Annotated in this window: 22 protein-coding genes and 1 pseudogene; 17 read left to right on the top strand and 6 right to left on the bottom strand. The window is 54.2% G+C overall.

Features of this window, described 5'->3' with window-relative positions:
* Nucleotides 1-118: 118 nt before the first annotated feature.
* A pseudogene (locus MRBBS_RS09505) lies at nucleotides 119-647 on the top strand (HAD family hydrolase); the annotation flags it as partial.
* Nucleotides 648-797: 150 nt separating this feature from the next.
* Here the strand turns inward: MRBBS_RS09505 and MRBBS_RS09500 are convergent.
* A complete protein-coding gene (locus MRBBS_RS09500; protein WP_014871274.1) occupies nucleotides 798-1,133 on the bottom strand; it encodes a TraR/DksA family transcriptional regulator in 336 nt (111 codons plus the stop codon).
* Between the two features lie 308 nt (nucleotides 1,134-1,441).
* Between MRBBS_RS09500 and MRBBS_RS09495 the strand changes: the two genes are divergently transcribed.
* On the top strand, nucleotides 1,442-2,338 hold the full coding sequence (locus MRBBS_RS09495; protein WP_201764312.1) for a fatty acid desaturase: 897 nt from the start codon (nucleotides 1,442-1,444) through the stop codon (nucleotides 2,336-2,338).
* A 56-nt stretch (nucleotides 2,339-2,394) separates the two neighbouring features.
* Here the strand turns inward: MRBBS_RS09495 and MRBBS_RS09490 are convergent, their stop codons facing one another.
* On the bottom strand, nucleotides 2,395-2,751 hold the full coding sequence (locus tag MRBBS_RS09490) for a DUF2141 domain-containing protein (RefSeq protein WP_227497499.1): 357 nt from the start codon (nucleotides 2,749-2,751) through the stop codon (nucleotides 2,395-2,397).
* Between the two features lie 442 nt (nucleotides 2,752-3,193).
* On the opposite strand from MRBBS_RS09490, the gene MRBBS_RS18985 reads away from it, so the two are divergent.
* From MRBBS_RS18985 to arsB, 4 genes are read left to right on the top strand one after another with little or no spacing between them, the layout of a single operon-like run.
* A complete protein-coding gene (locus MRBBS_RS18985) occupies nucleotides 3,194-3,544 on the top strand; it encodes an ArsR/SmtB family transcription factor (protein ID WP_083847033.1) in 351 nt (116 codons plus the stop codon).
* Between the two features lie 6 nt (nucleotides 3,545-3,550).
* Complete coding sequence (gene arsC / locus MRBBS_RS09485; RefSeq protein WP_041635220.1) at nucleotides 3,551-3,964, top strand: arsenate reductase (glutaredoxin); 414 nt, start codon at nucleotides 3,551-3,553, stop codon at nucleotides 3,962-3,964.
* Complete coding sequence (gene arsH / locus MRBBS_RS09480; protein ID WP_014871270.1) at nucleotides 3,961-4,680, top strand: arsenical resistance protein ArsH; 720 nt, start codon at nucleotides 3,961-3,963, stop codon at nucleotides 4,678-4,680. Before arsC ends, arsH begins: the two co-directional genes overlap by 4 nt.
* 57 nt (nucleotides 4,681-4,737) lie before the next feature.
* Nucleotides 4,738-5,823: an ACR3 family arsenite efflux transporter gene (gene arsB / locus MRBBS_RS09475; RefSeq protein ID WP_014871269.1), complete on the top strand. Its 1,086-nt coding sequence runs from the start codon at nucleotides 4,738-4,740 to the stop codon at nucleotides 5,821-5,823.
* Nucleotides 5,824-5,892: 69 nt separating this feature from the next.
* Here the strand turns inward: arsB and MRBBS_RS20445 are convergent, their stop codons facing one another.
* The 4 genes from MRBBS_RS20445 to MRBBS_RS09460 are packed head-to-tail and all read right to left on the bottom strand — an operon-like array spanning nucleotide 5,893 to nucleotide 8,583.
* A complete protein-coding gene (locus MRBBS_RS20445) occupies nucleotides 5,893-6,702 on the bottom strand; it encodes an NADPH oxidoreductase A (protein ID WP_014871268.1) in 810 nt (269 codons plus the stop codon).
* 52 nt (nucleotides 6,703-6,754) lie between these two features.
* Nucleotides 6,755-7,672, bottom strand: a complete 918-nt coding sequence (locus tag MRBBS_RS20440; RefSeq protein ID WP_014871267.1) for a PepSY-associated TM helix domain-containing protein — start codon at nucleotides 7,670-7,672, stop codon at nucleotides 6,755-6,757.
* An 18-nt stretch (nucleotides 7,673-7,690) separates the two neighbouring features.
* Entirely contained in the window at nucleotides 7,691-8,170 is a 480-nt protein-coding gene (locus MRBBS_RS09465; RefSeq protein WP_014871266.1) for a DUF2271 domain-containing protein, read from the bottom strand.
* A 17-nt stretch (nucleotides 8,171-8,187) separates the two neighbouring features.
* The gene (locus MRBBS_RS09460) at nucleotides 8,188-8,583 is read right to left on the bottom strand and encodes a PepSY domain-containing protein (RefSeq protein WP_014871265.1); all 396 of its coding nucleotides are present in this window, start codon (nucleotides 8,581-8,583) and stop codon (nucleotides 8,188-8,190) included.
* Between the two features lie 210 nt (nucleotides 8,584-8,793).
* Between MRBBS_RS09460 and MRBBS_RS09455 the strand changes: the two genes are divergently transcribed.
* From MRBBS_RS09455 to MRBBS_RS09410, 11 genes are all read left to right on the top strand, one after another.
* Nucleotides 8,794-9,459: a response regulator transcription factor gene (locus tag MRBBS_RS09455; RefSeq protein WP_014871264.1), complete on the top strand. Its 666-nt coding sequence runs from the start codon at nucleotides 8,794-8,796 to the stop codon at nucleotides 9,457-9,459.
* The gene (locus tag MRBBS_RS09450) at nucleotides 9,449-10,777 is read left to right on the top strand and encodes an ATP-binding protein (protein WP_014871263.1); all 1,329 of its coding nucleotides are present in this window, start codon (nucleotides 9,449-9,451) and stop codon (nucleotides 10,775-10,777) included. Before MRBBS_RS09455 ends, MRBBS_RS09450 begins: the two co-directional genes overlap by 11 nt.
* A 70-nt stretch (nucleotides 10,778-10,847) precedes the next feature.
* Nucleotides 10,848-12,134, top strand: a complete 1,287-nt coding sequence (locus tag MRBBS_RS09445; RefSeq protein ID WP_014871262.1) for a ferric reductase-like transmembrane domain-containing protein — start codon at nucleotides 10,848-10,850, stop codon at nucleotides 12,132-12,134.
* Nucleotides 12,135-12,268: 134 nt separating this feature from the next.
* Complete coding sequence (locus MRBBS_RS19665) at nucleotides 12,269-12,607, top strand: BON domain-containing protein (protein ID WP_041635219.1); 339 nt, start codon at nucleotides 12,269-12,271, stop codon at nucleotides 12,605-12,607.
* A 99-nt stretch (nucleotides 12,608-12,706) separates the two neighbouring features.
* Nucleotides 12,707-12,913, top strand: a complete 207-nt coding sequence (locus tag MRBBS_RS18975) for a VIT1/CCC1 transporter family protein (protein WP_264640478.1) — start codon at nucleotides 12,707-12,709, stop codon at nucleotides 12,911-12,913.
* A 126-nt stretch (nucleotides 12,914-13,039) separates the two neighbouring features.
* Nucleotides 13,040-13,582: a phosphatidylglycerol lysyltransferase domain-containing protein gene (locus MRBBS_RS09435; RefSeq protein ID WP_041635218.1), complete on the top strand. Its 543-nt coding sequence runs from the start codon at nucleotides 13,040-13,042 to the stop codon at nucleotides 13,580-13,582.
* Between the two features lie 169 nt (nucleotides 13,583-13,751).
* Nucleotides 13,752-14,141, top strand: a complete 390-nt coding sequence (locus MRBBS_RS09430) for a GtrA family protein (RefSeq protein WP_014871256.1) — start codon at nucleotides 13,752-13,754, stop codon at nucleotides 14,139-14,141.
* Nucleotides 14,125-15,165 (top strand): glycosyltransferase family 2 protein, encoded by a 1,041-nt coding sequence (locus MRBBS_RS09425; RefSeq protein ID WP_014871255.1) that lies wholly within the window; start codon nucleotides 14,125-14,127, stop codon nucleotides 15,163-15,165. Before MRBBS_RS09430 ends, MRBBS_RS09425 begins: the two co-directional genes overlap by 17 nt.
* Nucleotides 15,149-16,648 carry an ArnT family glycosyltransferase gene (locus tag MRBBS_RS09420; RefSeq protein WP_014871254.1) on the top strand — a complete coding sequence of 500 codons (1,500 nt, stop codon included), beginning with the start codon at nucleotides 15,149-15,151 and terminating at the stop codon, nucleotides 16,646-16,648. Before MRBBS_RS09425 ends, MRBBS_RS09420 begins: the two co-directional genes overlap by 17 nt.
* Complete coding sequence (locus tag MRBBS_RS09415; RefSeq protein WP_014871253.1) at nucleotides 16,638-17,417, top strand: response regulator transcription factor; 780 nt, start codon at nucleotides 16,638-16,640, stop codon at nucleotides 17,415-17,417. The genes MRBBS_RS09420 and MRBBS_RS09415 overlap by 11 nt, the downstream gene beginning before the upstream one ends.
* Entirely contained in the window at nucleotides 17,414-18,703 is a 1,290-nt protein-coding gene (locus MRBBS_RS09410) for a sensor histidine kinase (RefSeq protein WP_041635217.1), read from the top strand. Before MRBBS_RS09415 ends, MRBBS_RS09410 begins: the two co-directional genes overlap by 4 nt.
* The last annotated feature ends 45 nt before the right edge of the window (nucleotides 18,704-18,748 follow it).

The raw sequence follows: 18,748 nt of genomic DNA, 5'->3' as shown, positions 1-18,748 counted from the left end.
TTTTCAGTAGCAGTTCAGTTTGACGTGTTGTGATAAAGGCTGGGGGGAGGATGTCACCCAAAAACTGAATCACCTGTATTTTATTGCTTTTGCTGATTGGCCTGCGGACAAAACAGGCTTGCCGGACGCCAAGGAGTTCGACTCTCCCAACGGAAAAGGTGTCACAGGCAAGATCGATGGCAAAAAGGTTCTGCTGGGCAATCGGTTGCTGATGGAATCAGAAGGCGTCGATACCTCCGCCTTTGAGGAAGAGGCGGACCAGCTTAGAAAGGACGGTGCCACCGTTATTTTTGCCGCAGTGGATGGCGGTGTTTGTGGGTTGCTGGAGATTGCGGACCCGGCCAAGGAGACCACGAGAGCGGCAATAGCCGCTCTGCAAAAGGAAGGCATTCGGGTGGTGATGCTGACCGGAGACAACCGAACCTCCGCCGAAGCTGTGGCGCGCAACCATGCGCAATATCCGACAGAATCTGTTTTTCGCGTTCGTTTACAACGCCGCGGGCGTGCCAATGGCGGCGGGTGAGTTGTACCCGGTTGCCGGCGTCCTACTGTCGCCCATCATTGCCGCTGCGGCCATGTCGCTGTCTTCGGTGAGCGTCATTACCAACGCCCTGCGATTGAGGGTAGTGAAGCTGTCAAACGACTAGGTTGATGGGGCCTGACCTGCTTGCGTTGCTGTTGTTTTGTGTGTTGCCGGGTTACGGGCTCTTTGGTTTTCTTCCAGCCCCGTCAAACATAGGCCGCGGCTATCCATGTCACGACCGGTTGGCGCATCAGGTTGAGGTTTCCAAAAAATTTCACCTTGCGCAATGAATACAGTAGAGGCTTGTAGGGTCGACCTCCAGGCGCTTTGGGTTGATGGCCTCGCCGCATTCCCGGCAGTCCCCGTATTCATCGTTGTCAATACGAAGGAGGGCGGCTTCAATCAGCCGTAACTGGCGATCTGCCCGCACCTTTCCAGCTTGGGCTAGTGCTTGGCTTTGCAGAGCATCCATCCGTGAGAGCCGGCCGACGCTTTGCTGGTCCAAGTGAACAGTAGCGCTGGATTCATCCCGCACCTCACTGGTGGAAAGCAGGTCATCACGCTGTGCCAATAGCAATTTACGAAACTTCTCCAGGTTTTCAGTTGCCATATCGAGGTTGCCTCATTAAGTAAGTAAGAGCGGGCTCGCAGGCTAGCGCGCCTCGGTTCTAAACTCATCTGCGTCTAGGTACAATCATGTTAAAATGTGGTTAAACACCTGGCCCACTTCGACTGGCCTTGGTGTAGGCTTGATGTTTAAGACACCGGATTCGAGGCAAAAGCACCATGAGCATACCGCCAGCATCGACCCCTGAGTTTAATACAGCTCCCAGATCTCTGAGGCAGACACTCAGAGCATACTGCAAGCCACACCTGGCACGCAGTATTGCGGAGCTCCTGATCACTGCACTCCCTTTTGTGTTGATCTGGGCTCTGATGTGGTTAGCGGTCAGCGCCGGATACTGGCCGGTGGCACTGGTGCTGGCCGTCCCTGCGGCAGGATTCCTGGTACGCCTGTTCATGATTCAGCATGACTGCAGTCATAGGTCTTTCTTCAATTCGCGGCGCAGCAATGACTGGACCGGCCGTATCATCGGTGTGCTTACCCTCACGCCTCACGATTTCTGGCGCCACTCCCACAACCTCCACCATGCCAGTTCCGGCAATCTGGATCGGCCGCAAATTGGCGGGCTAGACACCTTCACGGTGCGCGAGTTCCAGGCTTTGCCACGGTGGCAGAAATGGCGCTATCGCCTCTACCGCCACCCTCTGGTGCTATTCGGTTTTGGCCCGATGTATACGTTCCTGCTGGACTACCGGCTGCCTTTCGGATTCATGCGTGCGGGCACAATGCCCTGGATAAGTACTCTGGGCACCAACGTGGCCATTGCGGTTCTGGCAACTGGCGTCATCTGGCTTGTCGGGGTGGGACCCTTCCTGCTGGTCCAAATTCCAATCACGCTGCTTGCGACCACCATGGGGGTTTGGCTGTTCTACGTCCAGCATCAGTTCGAGGCCACCTACTGGGAACGCGATGAACACTGGAACGCCCATGACTCTGCGCTGCAGGGCAGCTCCTACTATGTACTGCCGGGTATCCTGCGCTGGTTCAGCGCCAACATCGGTGTGCACCATGTTCATCATTTAGCGAGTCGAATTCCTTGCTACCGCCTGCCCGAGGTGTTGAAGGACTACCCGGAACTTCGAACATACAACCGGGTTACGTTGCGCGAAAGCATCAAGTTAGTGCGCCTGGTGCTCTGGGACGAGAACAAGCGGAAGCTGGTTTCTTTCAGGGAGGCGAGCGTCGGATAAGGCATCAAGCGGGAATGGGGTCAGACCTCACATCCCACAGAACAAGTGGGTACGGCTCAGTAACCCAAGCTGATCGTCAGGTCCAGGTTTTGCCCATCGTACGGGAATCTGGCGGCCTCGAACGAAGGCGCACCCATCATGGCGCTTGCACCGTTTGAAAAACCGTAGCCCTCCGTGGGTATCCCCATCCCGTTGGTGCCAAGCTTGCCGTCCATATTTTCATCATGAATGACGGCAAGCGAATACGTTCCCGACGGGATGCCTACAAAATCGCAACGCACCTGCGTATCCTGAACCTTTGTCATTATGATATTGGTCGCTGACTTCAAGAACTCAGTAGGAAAGCCCTCTGACGTTCTGAAAAGCGCGCAAGCTACCACTCCAGCGTTGTTTCTGATGTCCAGAATCTTCACGTGAATGCCAGGGCACGCTGATTGGGCAAAGGTAATTGCGGGAAGATTCGTCAATATTAGCACTGTAAACAAGGCTACAAACCGAGCCCTCAGGGGGGAGGGCAGCGTCACTACTGGATGCATGACCGTGGAGGCCAACACGGACTTGCAATTATTTGACTCACTCATAAGCGTCCTTATAGGTCTGATCTGCGTAGTTTAGTTGAATCTGCCATGAGAAGCCGTACGGTTAATTCACCGCGAAATAAACTCTTTCACAGAAACGCCTGGAGCACGTCGCAGCATACGTCGTTGCAGAAATTAATCAGGGTAGTGGGGAAATCACCCTTGGTTAGACAGTAGTTCTTCTATTAAAATGCTTCAAGTGTTGGGTATACCCTGATTGCCTACCTTCGTGTTGTGACGCTTGACTAAACCTCATTATGTCCATATTCTTAGACATATGGAAACTTCAGAAGCAACAGCAATATTTGGCGCGCTCGCCCAAGAGACTCGACTGGAGGCCTTTCGGCTTTTGGTTCGTCATGAGCCAGAAGGGCTTCCCGCTGGTGAAGTCGCAAAACAACTGGGTGTGCCGCACAACACTATGTCCGCACATTTATCGGTGCTTGCCCGTGCAGAGCTTGTTATCTCCCAGCGCCAGAGTCGCTCCATTATCTATCGAGCAAATTTAAATTGTGTGCAAGAGACGATCAAATTTCTGGTTAATGACTGCTGTGCAGGCCATCCACAGGTCTGTGAGCCGCTCACATCCTCGTTAATGGCCTGTTCCACCCAATCGGATGGGCTTTGAAAAATTATGAAATCGTATATTTATCATAATCCTGAATGCGAAACCTCACGTAACACATTGGAAATAATGAGGGCCTCGGGTGAAGCGCCTGAAGTCGTGGAATATCTCAAAACACCACCCAGTCGAGAGCAACTGGTAACACTGCTTTCGATGATGCAGATAACGCCTCGCGATCTTCTTCGGCGCAAAGGCACGCCCTTTGATGAGCTAGAGCTCGACAATCCGGTGTTGAACAATGCCCAGTTGATCGACACCATGATTGCGTATCCGATTCTGATAAACCGGCCGATTGTCGTGACTGACAAAGGGGCCCGCCTGTGCCGACCGTCAGAGCGCGTTCTGGATATCCTCAAAAGCCCCATTGCGCACTTCACCAAGGAAGACGGAGACGTGATTCGCCATGCGGGAGAAGCACAATGAGCCTATTGCATGACTTGCCCAACATCGATCCTGACAAGCTTCACGCCATCGATTTTGAGGCGTTGGTCGGCCCCGGCGCCTCTCGGCATGCCCCCCGTATTTTGATGCTTTACGGTTCGTTGCGAGAGCGGTCTTTTTCTCGGCTGGTTTCCGAAGAAGCGGGGCGGCTGCTGAGCTGGCTCGGCTGTGAAGTTCGAACCTTCGACCCTACCGGACTGCCGCTCCCCGATGCCGAGGATGCGTCTCATCCCAAGGTTGCGGAGTTACGCGAACTCGCCGAATGGTCTGAGGGCATGGTGTGGTGTTCGCCGGAACGCCACGGCGCTATGACCGGTATCATGAAAGCACAGATTGACTGGATTCCGCTGACGCTGGGGGCCGTGCGCCCAACCCAAGGCAAGACTCTGGCCGTGATGCAGGTCTGCGGTGGCTCGCAGTCATTCAACAGTGTGAATCAACTGCGCGTGTTAGGGCGCTGGATGCGCATGCTGACTATCCCAAACCAGTCGTCAGTGCCCAAGGCTTTCATGGAATTCGACGAAAACGACCGTATGAAACCGTCACCCTTTTATGACCGAATCGTCGATGTAATGGAAGAATTGGTGAAGTTCACCTGGCTGGTACGCGACCGCAACACTGCGTTGACCGATCGTTACTCGGAGCGCAAAGAAAGCGCCGATACACTGTCAAATCGCGTTAATCAGCGCGCCATTTAACGCCAGAAGCTCGATAGCCGCTGACGCAACGCTCACAATGATCAAAGGAAACGAGGCATGACCAAACCTGAAAGCTCACAGTTCCCTAGCGCGTCTGAAGGTATGGGGCTGTTTGAACGTTTTCTTACGCTCTGGGTAGCCCTGGCCATTGTCGCGGGTGTGATGATAGGGCAGTTCGCTCCCGCCATCCCCGAGACCTTGTCACGCTTTGAGGTTGCGCAGGTTTCAATTCCCGTCGCAGTGCTGATCTGGGCGATGATTTTCCCCATGATGGTGCAGGTCGACTTTACGTCGGTTCTCGGCGTTCGCCGTCAGCCCAAGGGGCTAGTCATTACCACGACGGTAAACTGGCTGATCAAGCCCTTCACCATGTTTGCTATTGCCTGGTTCTTTTTTACCGTGGTGTTTGCGCCTTTGATTCCTGCCGAACGAGCCAATGAATACCTGGCTGGCGCTATATTGCTGGGTGCTGCGCCCTGTACCGCCATGGTTTTCGTGTGGAGCTACCTCACGCGGGGCGACGCTGCCTACACTCTGGTTCAAGTGGCGCTCAATGATTTAATCATGCTGTTCGCCTTCGCGCCCATCGTCGTTTTCTTACTGGGCGTGTCAAACATTCAAGTGCCCTGGGATACGGTCATCCTGTCAGTGGTTCTGTATATTGTCATTCCACTGGGCGCCGGCTATTTGACTCGTCAGGCGGTTATCAAGCGACGCGGACTCGAATGGTTCAGCAACGTTTTCATGAAACGCCTGGCACCCATCACGCCAATCGGCTTGATCATCACTCTGGTGTTGCTGTTCGCTTTTCAGGGCGACGTGATTATCGCTAATCCGTTGCATATTGTGTTGATTGCCATCCCGCTGATTCTTCAGACCGTACTGATCTTTTTCATCGCTTACGGCTGGGCGAAGGCCTGGAAAGTGCCCCATTGCGTTGCAGCGCCTGCCGGTATGATCGGCGCCAGTAATTTCTTCGAACTGGCCGTGGCGGTCGCCATTGCGCTGTTTGGCTTGCAGTCCGGAGCGGCGCTGGCAACGGTGGTGGGTGTGCTGGTAGAGGTGCCCGTTATGCTGGCTCTGGTGCGTTTTGCCAACGCCACCCGCGGCCACTTTCCGGTGGCGCAAGATGCTTCGCGTTAAGCCCTTGGTCATCGATGTGGTCGTCAAAAATACGGTGTGACGGAGCTGCACCTGCGCCTGCATTCCATGTCAGTAAACATCTTCCAGGTATCGCCCTTCGGCTCTCAACTCATCGACGTCCATGTGCGATGGTTTGAGGATGGAGTTAAACACCTGGCTTACACCAGAAGCCATATCCCGGCCACCACACACCATCACCTGGGCGCCTTTCTCAATCAATTGCCGCAACACGGTTTCATCAGCCATGATGGCATCCTGAACATAGGTTTTTTCTGCTGATCGTGAAAACGCCGTATTCAGTCCGGTAAGACGGTGGTCATCCAGATAACCGCCAAGCTCCGGCTGATAGAGAAAATCCGATTGTGAATTGCGTCCACCCCAGTATAGGTACATCGGATTAAGGTCAGTATTTTTTCGGATAAAGCCGGCCAGTGGGCCTATTCCTGTGCCGGCGCCCACCAGAATAATGGGCGTTGCACCGCCCGCTGGACGAAAGCCCGGGTTTTGCTGGATAAACCCGGTAATACGATCTCCCGGTTTGAGGCTGTGCAGATACCCTGAACACAGGCCGTTGGTCTGTTTCCGGACGCAGATTTCCAACTGCCCATCCGAGGCCGAAGACGCCAACGAGTTCAATCGGGCCGTGTTATCCCCCGATGGCGCAACGCCAAACAGGTCACCCGCTTCGAAACTCGGCAGATGCGGCCGGTTTCTGAAAAACAACACCTGCCATAAATTTCTGTAATCTTGAAGCGGCCTGAAACGCAATATGCTGGTCGGCGCGTTTACCGCAACGCCATAGTCCACACGCTCGACAAGCTCGAATTCCGCAGTGGCGGCTGGCGCGGGATTATGGGTCAGGGCCAATGAGATGCCCATGTGCTGGTTGATAGCCTCGCCCCATTCCCGAAACTGCAGTGCGGAGCCGCGATCAATTTGGAACGGTCAGCGCAGCCATCCCGAGAATCAAACCCAACCACCACAGGCCTTCACCTGTGTGCAGGCGAATCATCCAGTGCTGGAACTGATTACCAGCAGAGCGAGGCTGGTACTGAAGTAGTTCTCCGGTTGCCTGATCAACGAACCCGGAACCCTGAACCGTGCTCAGGGAATAAACGTCGCTGGGATCATTCGGGTATGGGAATACCAGCTCGCGCAGTTCGTTAGCGTCTACGTTTTTTAGCGCGATCAGAGAGTTCACCGGTGCCGGTGTGCCGCCTGAAACCTCCGCCGGAAATGATGGCTCCGCGGCAGCAGCCTCTGGCAGCAGGCCAAACCGAATGGCAGACATGTAGCTGCCAGTCAGTGCCGACAGCAACAAACCAATCACCGCAAACCTTGCCAGCTCGGCGTGAATCCGGGGGCTACCGGAACCAGCAATGGGCTTTAAAATGGCTTTCCAACCTCCCGTACGTCGAGCCAGCAGAAACATGCCGGATAGGCAGAGCAACAGCATTATTAACGCCAAGCCGCCAGCAACCATTCGGCCTGCATCATCCAATAGAAATGAGCGGTGCAGGTTTTTTACCCAGCGCAAAAAGGCTGAGGGTTGATAAGGGGCAATACTCTCACCGGTCAGGGGATGAACCAGGTCCGCGCCTGGCTGGCCGTCTCGGCTGTAATAGACGACAACTTCGCCTGAAAGAGAACGTTGTATCTGCTCGGTGCCCGGATAATGCGCCACGACACGCTCAGACAGGTCAGCAACGCTGATTTCACCAGTCGGCGGGATGGTTGCGCCCGCTCGTTTAATGGCGGGTACAACGGACAAAACAACGCCCGTGGTCGCCAGCACCAAAAGCAGCAATGCGGCGACCAGTCCAGGCCAACCATGTAGCTTGCGTAGCATGAAGCTGGTTCCCGTCAGTTACTTGAGGTTATAGACAAAAGACTGGACGTAGCCACGGCCAGCAACCGACTTTCCAGAGCCTTCTGTGGTTAGCGGGACCACCACATCCGAGCGGTTCTCGCGCATATCTTCAACGGCGCTATCCACACGAACCTGGTAGCCGGCATCGATCAATGCGTCATCAAGTTCCAGGGTCACGTTCTGGGTGCGCCCACTGGTCACACTGGCGCCGGTCAGGCCATCATATTCAGCCTGGTTCAAACCGCTGCCCCGGGCCCAATCGCGCAGATGCTTGTAATATTTGCTTTTCTCGCCAGATACCCAGAACGTCTCATGATATTTTCCATCGGCATCGGTGAGGTAGAGCGCGAGGTAAGCTCCGTCACCGCCGTAATTGCTCAGTTGTGTGCTGAAGGTGACTTTCCGGGCCTGTGCCTGTGCGTAGCCCGGCACGGTCATGACAGCCGCGAGGCTTAAAGCGAACAGAATTTTTTTCATGATGTAATCTCCTTAAGTTACTCAACGGTCACCGTGGGGCGGGCTTTGACGGAGCTCTTGCGTGGACGTTCTTCGTTTGCCGGTTCACTGTCGTTTTGAGACTTGCTGCGATGGCCGTCATCGCGATCGCTATCGTGACCATCGTCATCTTCCCGCTCCATTTCTCTCAGCTCAAAGGTCGCTGGTGAGTACTCGGCCTCCACACGATGACCGTCTGGGTCCCTTCCTTTAACCTCGTAACAGCCGTCATCCACCTTAATGCGGAACACCTTCCAACCTTCCGCTTCAAGCTTCTGTCGCAGGTTCTCCCGCGGCTGCCATCCGGCAACCGGGTCATCGCAATCATCGTCGGCCAAGGCGCTGCCGCTCATTAGCAGCAACGAAAAGGTGATAACAATGGGTTTTATATTCATCACATGTCTCCCGTTGAATCCGTTGAGGCCATCTTAAGTTTGCTACCTGACACTGGCCTGAATGGGCAGGCAGGCCAGCGCCTGATCCAGTAAACATCGAATAGCTAACGAAGAGCTCGAGGAGGAACGGAGCCGTAATAACGCGGTTTCAGGCTGCTGTCAGATAATGGCTGTATCATGATCTGTTGGTGATCACGCGAAGGGTGAGATATGCGGGTACTGTTGGTTGAGGATACAAACGGGTTGGGTGAGGCCGTGCGGGATCAAATCAGCGAAGATGGCCATGCCGTAGATTGGGTGCAGAGCCTCGCTTTCGCTGATACGAGCGTGAAAACCACGCCTTATAACCTGATTTTGCTCGACCTGATGCTGCCAGACGGTCACGGTTTTGATTTTTTGAAAAAGCTGAGGGCAGCCGGTGACACAACCCCCGTGATTATTCTGACCGCCAGGGACCAAGTATCAGACCGCATCGCGGGGCTGAATGCCGGTGCCGACGATTACCTGGTGAAGCCCTTTGACTTATCAGAGTTGTCTGCCCGGGTGGCCGCCGTGGCACGCCGTTATCGCGGCAATCCAAATCCGCTGGTGTGCGTAGGGGACCTTGAAGTGGATCTATGTGACCACCGCATCAGCCGCAACGGCCAGCCGGTGGAGCTTACTGCCCGCGAATGGGCGCTGTTTGAGGGATTTCTGCAACGCCCGGGAATACTGCTATCGCGGGCTCAGCTTGAAGACCGGCTGTACGAATTCGGGGCCGAAATTGAGAGCAACACCATAGAGGTTTACATCAGCCGTATGCGCAAAAAACTGGGGCACGATGCCATAGTGACGGTCAGAGGTATGGGTTACAGGCTGGAACCCAATGAGCATTAAAACCAGCTTACATAAAACCCTCGGCACCTGGCTTACCCTTGGCGTGACCTTGCTCTGGCTGTTGGGTGTTATCGCATCAGGCGTGGTGGCCCGGCACGAAATGAACGAGGTGTTCGACAGTGCATTGGAGGAAACAGCGCAGCGTATCCTGCCATTGGCGGTGACCGACATACTGAACCGGGAAGGGGGCCCAGGTCTGGAGCGGGTATTGGCCCTGAAAGAACACAACGAGTATCTCACCTATCTGGTTCGTAACAAGTCAGGCAAGTTGCTGCTGCAATCCCACGACGCGGACCCCCAGATTTTCGGCGCCCTTCCGCGAGAAGGCTTCTCTGACACGCCAACTCATCGGATCTACGGGGAATCAGCCATCAGCGAAACCCTCTATATCGAGGTTGCCGAACCTTTGGACCACAGGCGCGAAGCCGTTCTGGACACGAGCCTTGCATTACTGTTGCCGCTTATATTTCTGATTCCTATCAGCCTGGTTGGGGTGTGGTGGGTGATAAAACGTTCACTTCGCCAAGTGGTTCGATTGCAGCAGTCTATAGAAGTCCGCGGTGGTAGCGACCTTTCGCCCGTCGCAGTCGAGCGTTTGCCGGAAGAGTTTGAACCCATCATGATCTCGGTGAACCGGTTGCTGGAACGTCTGCGTCGGGCCCTTGAAGCAGAACGTAGTTTTACCGCCAACAGCGCCCATGAATTGCGAACCCCACTGGCAACGGCGCTGGCCAAGCTACAGCGGTTAAAGACGGAAACGCAGGATGCAGGAGTTAAAGCACGAGCCAGCGAGATTGAAGAGTCGCTTCGCACCCTTTCAAGACTGTCAGAGAAGTTGCTGGAACTGGCGAAAGCTGAGGGTGGCAGTGCTTTATCGGAGCAGGTTGACAACCTGGTGCCCATACTGCGGATGGTTGCCAGCGATTATGACCACCAGGCGCCCGGCCGACTCCTACTCAAGCTGCCTGATGATGAGGTTAGGTCATTACTGGACCTGGATGCCTTCGCCATTCTGGTTCGGAATCTGATCGAGAATGCCCTCAGGCATGGCGCAGACGATCAACCTGTGAATATCAGCCTGACAGATGACGGTATCCTGCGAGTGGTCAATCGCGGTGAAGTTGTATCGCCGACGAAGCTCGCCTTATTGCGTAATCGCTTTGTCCGCTCCAACACAAAAACACTAGGCTCCGGCATTGGGCTTGCGATTGTTGAAGCCATTACCAGCGGCGCGGGCATAACCCTGAACCTGCGATCACCTGCCTCGGGCCAAAGCGACGGTTTTGAAGCCGAACTCAATATTGTTGTGGTCGAATGAAAGCCGGACGTTTAAGACTGGTGTCAGGTTAACTCTGCATAATTCAAACAAACCCAAACGGAGTTTGTTTGTGCCCAACCTACGCACCAGTGTCGTCCTTTTTCTGCTTTTAGCAGCTCAGTTGAGTGTCTGGACTGCTGGTCTGAGTTATGAACTGTTATTGACACTCAGTGGATACTTTGCCATCAACTTCATGTCCATCACTATGCTGCTGGCTACCCGCCCTGGGTGGTTGGAATCCCCGTTGGGTGGTCTGGACAGAATGTATCAGTTGCATAAATGGACCGGCATTATGGCCGTCAGTTTTGCCCTGGCGCACTGGCTGATCGAAATGGCGGATGATGCCCTTGAAGCCCTGTTTGGCTCGGATCGCAGTTTGAAGGAAGCACACCTTTCGGGCTTGCTGGACAGTCTGCAGGATGGCGCTGAAGATCTGGGCGAACCCGGCCTGTATCTGCTGGTGTTTCTGGTTGTTATTACCCTGATTCGCTGGGTGCCCTTCGGTTACTGGCGTTACCTGCACCGGGTGATGCCACTGATTTATCTGGCACTGGCCGCCCATGCACTGCTGTTGGCTCCGCTGCTGTGGTGGCAACAACCCACCGGCTGGCTGATGGCGCTGTTAATAGTCGGTGGTGCCACCGCGAGCCTGCAATCACTGACCGGAAAGATCGGCCGGAGTCACCGCTACAAGGGACTGGTTCAGGACGTCAAGCAGACCTCAGCGAACATCACGGAGGTTGTCTGTGACATGGGCAAGCGGTGGCCCGGGCATCGCGCCGGGCAATTCGCCCTGGTGACATTCGACCGGGTCGAAGGGGCACATCCTTTTAGCCTGTCCTGTGCGGACAATGCCACCGGTCAGCTCAGCTTTCAGATCAAGGCGTTAGGAGACTACACCCGCAAGATCCCCCAGAAGCTGCACAGCGGCCAGGCGGTGACGCTCGAAGGCCCTTATGGTCGTTTTGATCTCGACCGCGGCAGAAAAAGCGCTCAGCAGACCTGGGTGGCGGGCGGTATCGGCATCACACCGTTTCTGGCAGCACTGGACAACCGCCTGATCAATAACGAAAAAAGACATCCAGCCGTGACACTCCACTACTGCACCGCAGGAGCGGTGAATGACCCAATGGTGACTCGCCTGCAACAACTGACGGAGCAACTTCCGGACATATCACTGCACATCTACGACAGCCTGGAGGGGCAGCGATTGACCGCGAACCAACTGCAGATTCATGCCCCCAAGGTGGACGTCTGGTTTTGCGGGCCGCAAGGCCTGGCAAAGGCGCTGCGAAGCGGACTCAAGCAACAGTCCGTGTCGGTGCGCTTTCATCAGGAAAATTTTGAGTTTCGCTGAAATAAGGCTCGTCTTTCAGCCTCGGTCACTGGAGGACCGCTGGTGTTTGACAACGCACAGGCATGCTTCGCGGTTAGGCGCAGTCTGACAAATTATAAATTGGCGGAAACCCTGCCAGCAATGGGTAAACTAAGATGAGTCAGTATCGTGGAACACAGTTTTTTAGCATCGTCTTTTTCAGCCTTTTACTGTTGACGGCTTGCAATAAGCCCCCCGGAAATTTCGAAGGTATACAGCGGAATATCTCGAATGCCGTCAACGTAGCGGATGGCGACGTGACGAAAAATGTCAAGATAGCGCTCGATGGTGATATTGCAATAAATGGCTTTGATATTAGCGTGACCACGCGGAAGGGTGATGTGCGCCTGGTGGGTGTCGTTAACGCGCAGACGCAAATCGATACTGCTGTAAAGCTGGCTAAGGAAGCAGACGGCACTCACACCATCAATAATAAACTAACCATCGTGAATTGAGCCTGCTGAGAACTATTCTCTTTAAAGGGATTTTCTAAAGAGTCGGTCTCAATAACCTGCTCTTCAGCAGGCACGTTTACCATTGGTGCGGCACTTCCGTTGGCGGCAGCGTGGGTTGTACCCGGTAGCCAACTTATTTCTGTTGTCGCCGTGTCTTCATTGGTTTTTCTCGCTCTCCTAGGCGGGATTGCTGCAAGGGCAGGCGAGGGCCCAATAGCGTTTGGCGCAATCAGAGTGACATTTTGGGGCGCTCTGGCAATGTCACTCACGGCTGGTGTAGGTCGAATATTTGGTGTGATTGCATGATGCCGGGCATCCTCAAACATCCTTCGTTCAGGATCGCTGTTCCACTTGTTATTGCGGTGATTGTCGTTTTTGCCCTTCATCTGATAGGTGGTTGAGGTGGTTTCTGCGGCCAGGCTCGCTTCATCAATGGCCGAGCTGCGAGGGGTCTCAAGTGCATGGCTCAAAAGTAAGCAGGGAGAGGAGAAGGGGTTTTCGCTTGGAGCTCTCAAAGAAGGCTATATCGCCAATTTCGACATGGCCGTCTTGCGCAGCAATAAGGGCGAGATTGCCGCTTTCACTAATCTCTTCAAGGGCGCTAATCTGCATGAATTGTCATTCGATCTTATGCGCCCTCGTCCCGGCGGCCCCGGGTTCGCGATGGATGCGCTGCTTGCGGAACTCATGCTCTGGGGTTCGGCCCAAGATTATCGATGGTTCTCACTGGGTGCCGCTCCCTTTTCGGGCATAGAAAACCGCCAGCTGGCACCCCTCTGGAACCGCATTGGCGGCTTCGTTTACGAGCACGGCGAACATTTCTACAATTTCGAAGGGCTCCGGGCCTTTAAAGAGAAATTTGACCCGAAGTGGAGCCCGATTTATCTGGCTACTCCCGGCGGACTGGCTGCACCAAAGATTCTTAACGAGGTCAATATGCTGATTTCGGGCGGGTTTCGCCGACTTATGAAGTAGCTTAATGAAGGGGTTCAGCTTAAAAATTCTTCTGAGATAAACCGCAATCTGTCAATTTTTGACATTTTCCTGATGAAACCTCCACAAAGCCATGACATGGGTTGGGCTATCGTAGGCTTTCAATATCAGGCCGACTTTTTCAGTCGTCAATGTGGTGGTTATTTTCATAATGAACAGATTCGTACCGCTTCAGTTGCAGGGATTTATTGCCGCCGGCGGTCTTGCCACGCTGTTTCACTGGTTTGTGATGGCAGCGCTGATCGGCGCCGGACTTGAGCCCACTCTGGCAACCGCAAGTGGAAGCGTGTCTGGCGCTGCACTGAATTATGGCCTCCAGCGGCGTCTGGCATTTCGTAATTCCGGGCCCCACAGGGTTACTCTCTGGCGCTATATCGGCTCCTGCTTTGTCGCCTGGCTGTGCAATCTCGCCTTGTTCTCCCTGCTCAATAACGTTCTGACACTTTCCGTACCGTTGTCACAAGCCGTGACCACAGCTCTTGTTGCTGCACTGAATTACATCGTCTACCAAAGGTTGGTTTTCCATGAACAAACGCGTTAAATTTCCCGATTTACCATTTGATGGTTCGTTTGATGGGCAGCTACTATCACTGGTGGTGCCGCTCTTCAACGAGCGCCCGATGCTTCCTATATTCTTCGACCGGGTTTTACCCGTGCTTGCCAAACTGAATCTTCGCTGGGAAGTCGTGCTGGTTGATGATGGCAGTGACGATGGCAGTGCCCAGTACATTCGCAATGTTATCGAACGAACGCCAGGCGTTCGTTTGATCAAACTAAGCCGTAATTTTGGCAAAGAAGCTGCAATGACGGCGGGGCTGGAACACGCCAAGGGCGATGCGGTGATCGTGCTTGACGCTGATCTGCAAGATCCGCCCGAACAGATTTCGGCTATGGTCGAATGCTGGCAATCTGGTGTTGACGTTGTTTTGATGCAGCGCCGTTCCCGGGCGGGCGAAACTGCGTTCAAACGCTGGAGTGCACACCTGTTTTACCGTTTGTTGAACCGAACCAGTCGGACAATTATTCCGGTGGATACCGGCGATTTCCGGTTGATGAGCCGCAAAGCGGTTAATGCTCTATTGGGGCTGAAGGAGCGCAATCGGTATATGAAAGGGTTGTTTGCCTGGATTGGCATGCCCACTCAGGTCATCCAGTACGACCGTGAACCGCGAGTCGCCGGGGAAACGAAATGGGATTACCCCGGCTTGGTAGGTCTGGCTCTTGAAGGGTTGACCTCGTTTTCTATTTCACCATTGCGCTGGGCGACCGTGATCGGGCTTATTGCCGCCACTATGGGCGCGGTCTTCGGACTGTGGATTGTGGTGAAGGCCATCATGCTGGGCGATGCGACCAGCGGTTATCCGTCGCTTGTGGCCATCATCAGCTTTTTGGGGGGCATTCAGCTGATGAGCGTAGGCATCGTGGGTGAATACGTTGGCAAGACCTATATGGAATCGAAGCAGCGGCCGGTCTACCTGACAGAGGAAGTCTTCGAAAGTCAGGATGGTCTGCGCCAGCAGGCTAACCAAAAAATGACGGAGACGCGTCATGTCAAAGCGGTTTAACGTTTGGTTGCTGATACTGGCTGCAATAATGGTCAGTCGCTTCATCGGCATGGCGCTGTTTCCCTTTGCCGACACCACCGAACCCCGCTACGCGGAGATTGCCCGCCTGATGGCCGAAACCGGAGACTGGATTACACCCTGGTTTGAGCCCGGCGTTCCCTTTTGGGGTAAGCCGCCTTTATCATTTTGGGCCCAGGCGGCGGCCATCAAAGTGTTTGGCGTGTCGGAGTTTTCGCTGCGTTTTCCCTCCTGGCTGGCAACGCTTGCAATGGTCTGCCTGGTCTGGCGACTGGCGCGGCAACTTTGGAGTGTTCAGGTGGCTCAATGGAGCAGTCTGGTCTTCGCCACCATGGCCCTGACGTATATCAGCGCTGGCGCGGTGATGACGGACGCCTTTTTAGCTCTGGGCACAACACTCACTTTGGTTAGTTTCTGTTTGGTGATGATGGCGGAAGGCGGTCGGTGGCGCTGGCTTTTCTTTATTGGCTTGGTGATCGGGCTGTTGTCCAAGGGGCCTTTGGCCCTGGTGCTGGTCGGAATTCCCATCGTGCTGTGGTTACTGCTCTCTTGGCGGGAAGCCGTCAACAATCTGAGGCGACTGCCCTGGTTGCGAGGAACACTGATGACAGCTGTTCTGGTCTGTCCGTGGTACATACTGGCAGAGTTAAAGACGCCCGGGTTTCTGGATTACTTTATCATTGGCGAGCATATTCGCCGTTTTCTGGATCCGGGGTGGGCGGGCGACCTTTATGGCAGCGCTCATGACCAGCCAAAAGGCATGATCTGGATGTTCTGGTTGTGGGCCTCGTTCCCCTGGGGCATAGTCGCATTGTTGAGCCTGGCATTGGCGTGGTTCAGGGGCAAAAGACACGGCATCGTAAGCAGAACACTATCGAGCCCGGGCGTTAGCTTTTTGCTGGTAAGCGCACTGGCACCGATGCTGTTTTTCACGCTTGCAGGTAATACACTCTGGACATATATATTGCCTTCACTGCCGTTTACCGCCATTTTGATCGGCCGCTGGGTGTCAGAATGTAAGCCTTTCTGGTTGTCTTCTTTGCGTGGTGGCTTGGTTGCGTTTGTGCCTGTCTTACTGACCGGATTTGTGTGTATTGCCGTCTTGGGCTGGACGCCGCTCAAAACAGAGAAGGAACTGGTAAGTTATTATCAGCAGGTCAGGGAAGCCGATGACAGCCCGTTGATCTATCTGGACGATCTGCCATTTTCAGCCAGATTTTACTCAGGTGGAACCGCTTTGGAAGTCACGAGGAACGGTTTGGCCAATTTCCCCCGCATTGGCGCATTTGAACATCTGTATGTGGCGGTACCCCAAAAATGGTCGAGCGAAAAAGTCGCTGGTTTTTCACCGTCCGCCCGGAAAATTATGGAGAATAAGCGCTATCAATTACTGGTCATTGATGGATTCCGCCGCGATCAGCAATCGGTGTCTGACACTAAGGGAGTTCGCTCGAATGACATCTAATCAAGCTTCTCTTCAACATTCCGGCCAAAGTTCTAGCCACGTTTCTCGGAAAGCGCCTGTTCAGTCTCCTCTCAGGCTGCTGATTATTGAAGACCAGGTCGATCTGGCGGAAAACCTGTTCGAGTTTCTTGGTGAAAACCGCTACAACCTCGACTTTGCCTCGGACGGTTTAACGGCCTTGCATCTTCTGGCTACACAAAGCTATGACGTGATTGTGCTTGATCTGATGCTACCCGGTGTCAATGGTTATGATATTTGTTGGCGTATCCGTCAAGACCTGCAATGCCAGACCCCCGTTATTCTGATGACGGCACTGAGTGCAATGGCCGACAAGGAAAAGGGATTTGATTGCGGTGCAGATGATTACCTGGTGAAGCCGTTTGAACTGCGTGAACTGCAACTAAGGATTGAAGCCTTGCATCGGCGCCATTCGCCTCAGAGACCGGTTCTGGCGGCCGGCGAAATTCGGTTTGACCCGGGTACGCTAGAAGTGGCGCTACGTGGATCGAAAACAACTTTGTCCGGCACGCCGGCTCGCCTGTTTGAATTGCTGGTGCGAGCTTATCCGAGCTTTCTCAGCCACGAGGCGCTAACAGATTCCGTATGGGGCGCTCATCATGGCGAAACCGAAGGCAACAGCCTTCGCACCCATATCTACACCCTTCGAAAATCTTTGCAAGTTGGCTTGGGCAATGGGTTAGTCAAAACAATCCATGGCCGCGGATACAGTCTGGAAGCCCCGGCAACAGAGATCCCTGAGACGCAATGAAGTCATCTTTGACCGCACGCCTCGCGCGAACGCTTTTTTTTCTGATTGCCGCCACCACAGCGACGTCGATGTTTATTGTCGAACTGTTTGTTAATGACGTTGAGGACACCATTCTGGGTCTGGAGCTCAAGGCTGAAGCCGAGTATTTCACGGAACAACTTCAGCAAGGGCATTTTCAAACCATTAAAACGGCGCAGCTTGTAGCCGTTTTTCTACCAGAAAGCCAAGCAGACGCAGTGATGCCAGAATATTTCCGGGGCCTCTCTTTGCCGTTTTCCCAGGAAATCGAAGTAGGACAGACAACGCTGCTGATCTACGGCCGGCAGCTTGAAACGCCTTCTGGCAAGCTTTTCCTGGCCAAAGATATCACCATCATGGAGAACCGTGAGAATTTGATTCTGCTCGTCTTGGTGGGTGTGGCTGGCTTAATGCTGCTCATCGGCCTTTTTATTGCCCGCACGGGGGCAAGATATCTTGTACGTCCGTTCAAAAAGTTAACCCATGAAGTGCTGAACACGGTGCCCGGATCCTCAATGCAACAAATTGCAACGGACTACCCGGATCAAGAATTTTGCGATATTGCCGAGGCGTTTAACCGGTTTTTATTCGCGCTTGAACATCATATCGAGCGTGAAAAATCCTTTGTAAAACTGGCCAGCCATGAGCTTCGTACGCCTCTGGCCGTGATGAGTGGTGCCTTAAATGTGCTGGAACAACGCCGAAGCTTGTCGGCGGCGGATCAGAAAACTCTTGCCCGTGTCCGTCGGGCCATGCAAACCATGCGTGACGATACCGATGTCCTGCTTGAACTTGCCCGCAGTGAGGCATCCGAGGGCAATGCCAGAATCATTGTGCTGCAGGAGATCGTTCAAAACACCATTGATGACCTCGAACATGGGGATTCGGCCTACTCCGGGCGAATCACTGTCTCCAACGATAGCAACGGGCTGAGAGTCAAAACCCAGCCCGCCCTGGTGCGAATATTACTGCGCAACCTGCTGCAGAATGCGCTAAGGCATACCCATTCCGGGGTGGAGGTTCGCCTGATCGAAAACCGAATCTCGGTGCGAGACTTCGGCGCCGGCCTTCCCAATGCAATAGCGGAGCACTTGAGCTCTACCGGGGCGCCGAGCGCCATTACCACAACGGCTGGAGAGTTCAGTAACACCACCTTTGGTTTGCTGATCGTGAGGTTGGTTTGCGAACGACTGGGCTGGAATCTGGAGATCGCACAGTCAGACAACAAGGGAACGGAGTTCCTGGTCCACGTGCACAATCGTGCCTGACAGGCACGGTTCGCTAAACAGGCTCCCAAGCTAACCGGCGGGTGC

Origin of the sequence: Marinobacter sp. BSs20148 (genome assembly GCF_000283275.1) — a bacterium.
Taxonomy (GTDB): domain Bacteria; phylum Pseudomonadota; class Gammaproteobacteria; order Pseudomonadales; family Oleiphilaceae; genus Marinobacter; species Marinobacter psychrophilus.
This window is presented reverse-complemented; position numbering and strand designations above follow the sequence as displayed.

Bases quoted from the DNA above. Each gene is read 5' to 3' on its own strand.
- MRBBS_RS20440 (WP_014871267.1), bottom strand. From the start codon at position 7,672: ATGCTACGCAAGCTACATGGTTGGCCTGGACTGGTCGCCGCATTGCTG.
- MRBBS_RS09465 (WP_014871266.1), bottom strand. From the start codon at position 8,170: ATGAAAAAAATTCTGTTCGCTTTAAGCCTCGCGGCTGTCATGACCGTG.
- MRBBS_RS09460 (WP_014871265.1), bottom strand. From the start codon at position 8,583: ATGAATATAAAACCCATTGTTATCACCTTTTCGTTGCTGCTAATGAGC.
- MRBBS_RS09430 (WP_014871256.1), top strand. From the start codon at position 13,752: ATGAACAGATTCGTACCGCTTCAGTTGCAGGGATTTATTGCCGCCGGC.
- MRBBS_RS09415 (WP_014871253.1), top strand. From the start codon at position 16,638: ATGACATCTAATCAAGCTTCTCTTCAACATTCCGGCCAAAGTTCTAGC.
- MRBBS_RS09455 (WP_014871264.1), top strand. From the start codon at position 8,794: ATGCGGGTACTGTTGGTTGAGGATACAAACGGGTTGGGTGAGGCCGTG.
- arsC (WP_041635220.1), top strand. From the start codon at position 3,551: ATGAAATCGTATATTTATCATAATCCTGAATGCGAAACCTCACGTAAC.
- MRBBS_RS09500 (WP_014871274.1), bottom strand. From the start codon at position 1,133: ATGGCAACTGAAAACCTGGAGAAGTTTCGTAAATTGCTATTGGCACAG.
- MRBBS_RS20445 (WP_014871268.1), bottom strand. From the start codon at position 6,702: ATGGGCATCTCATTGGCCCTGACCCATAATCCCGCGCCAGCCGCCACT.
- MRBBS_RS09435 (WP_041635218.1), top strand. From the start codon at position 13,040: ATGGCCGAGCTGCGAGGGGTCTCAAGTGCATGGCTCAAAAGTAAGCAG.
- MRBBS_RS09425 (WP_014871255.1), top strand. From the start codon at position 14,125: ATGAACAAACGCGTTAAATTTCCCGATTTACCATTTGATGGTTCGTTT.
- arsB (WP_014871269.1), top strand. From the start codon at position 4,738: ATGACCAAACCTGAAAGCTCACAGTTCCCTAGCGCGTCTGAAGGTATG.
- MRBBS_RS18985 (WP_083847033.1), top strand. From the start codon at position 3,194: ATGGAAACTTCAGAAGCAACAGCAATATTTGGCGCGCTCGCCCAAGAG.
- MRBBS_RS09420 (WP_014871254.1), top strand. From the start codon at position 15,149: ATGTCAAAGCGGTTTAACGTTTGGTTGCTGATACTGGCTGCAATAATG.
- MRBBS_RS19665 (WP_041635219.1), top strand. From the start codon at position 12,269: ATGAGTCAGTATCGTGGAACACAGTTTTTTAGCATCGTCTTTTTCAGC.
- MRBBS_RS09450 (WP_014871263.1), top strand. From the start codon at position 9,449: ATGAGCATTAAAACCAGCTTACATAAAACCCTCGGCACCTGGCTTACC.
- arsH (WP_014871270.1), top strand. From the start codon at position 3,961: ATGAGCCTATTGCATGACTTGCCCAACATCGATCCTGACAAGCTTCAC.
- MRBBS_RS09410 (WP_041635217.1), top strand. From the start codon at position 17,414: ATGAAGTCATCTTTGACCGCACGCCTCGCGCGAACGCTTTTTTTTCTG.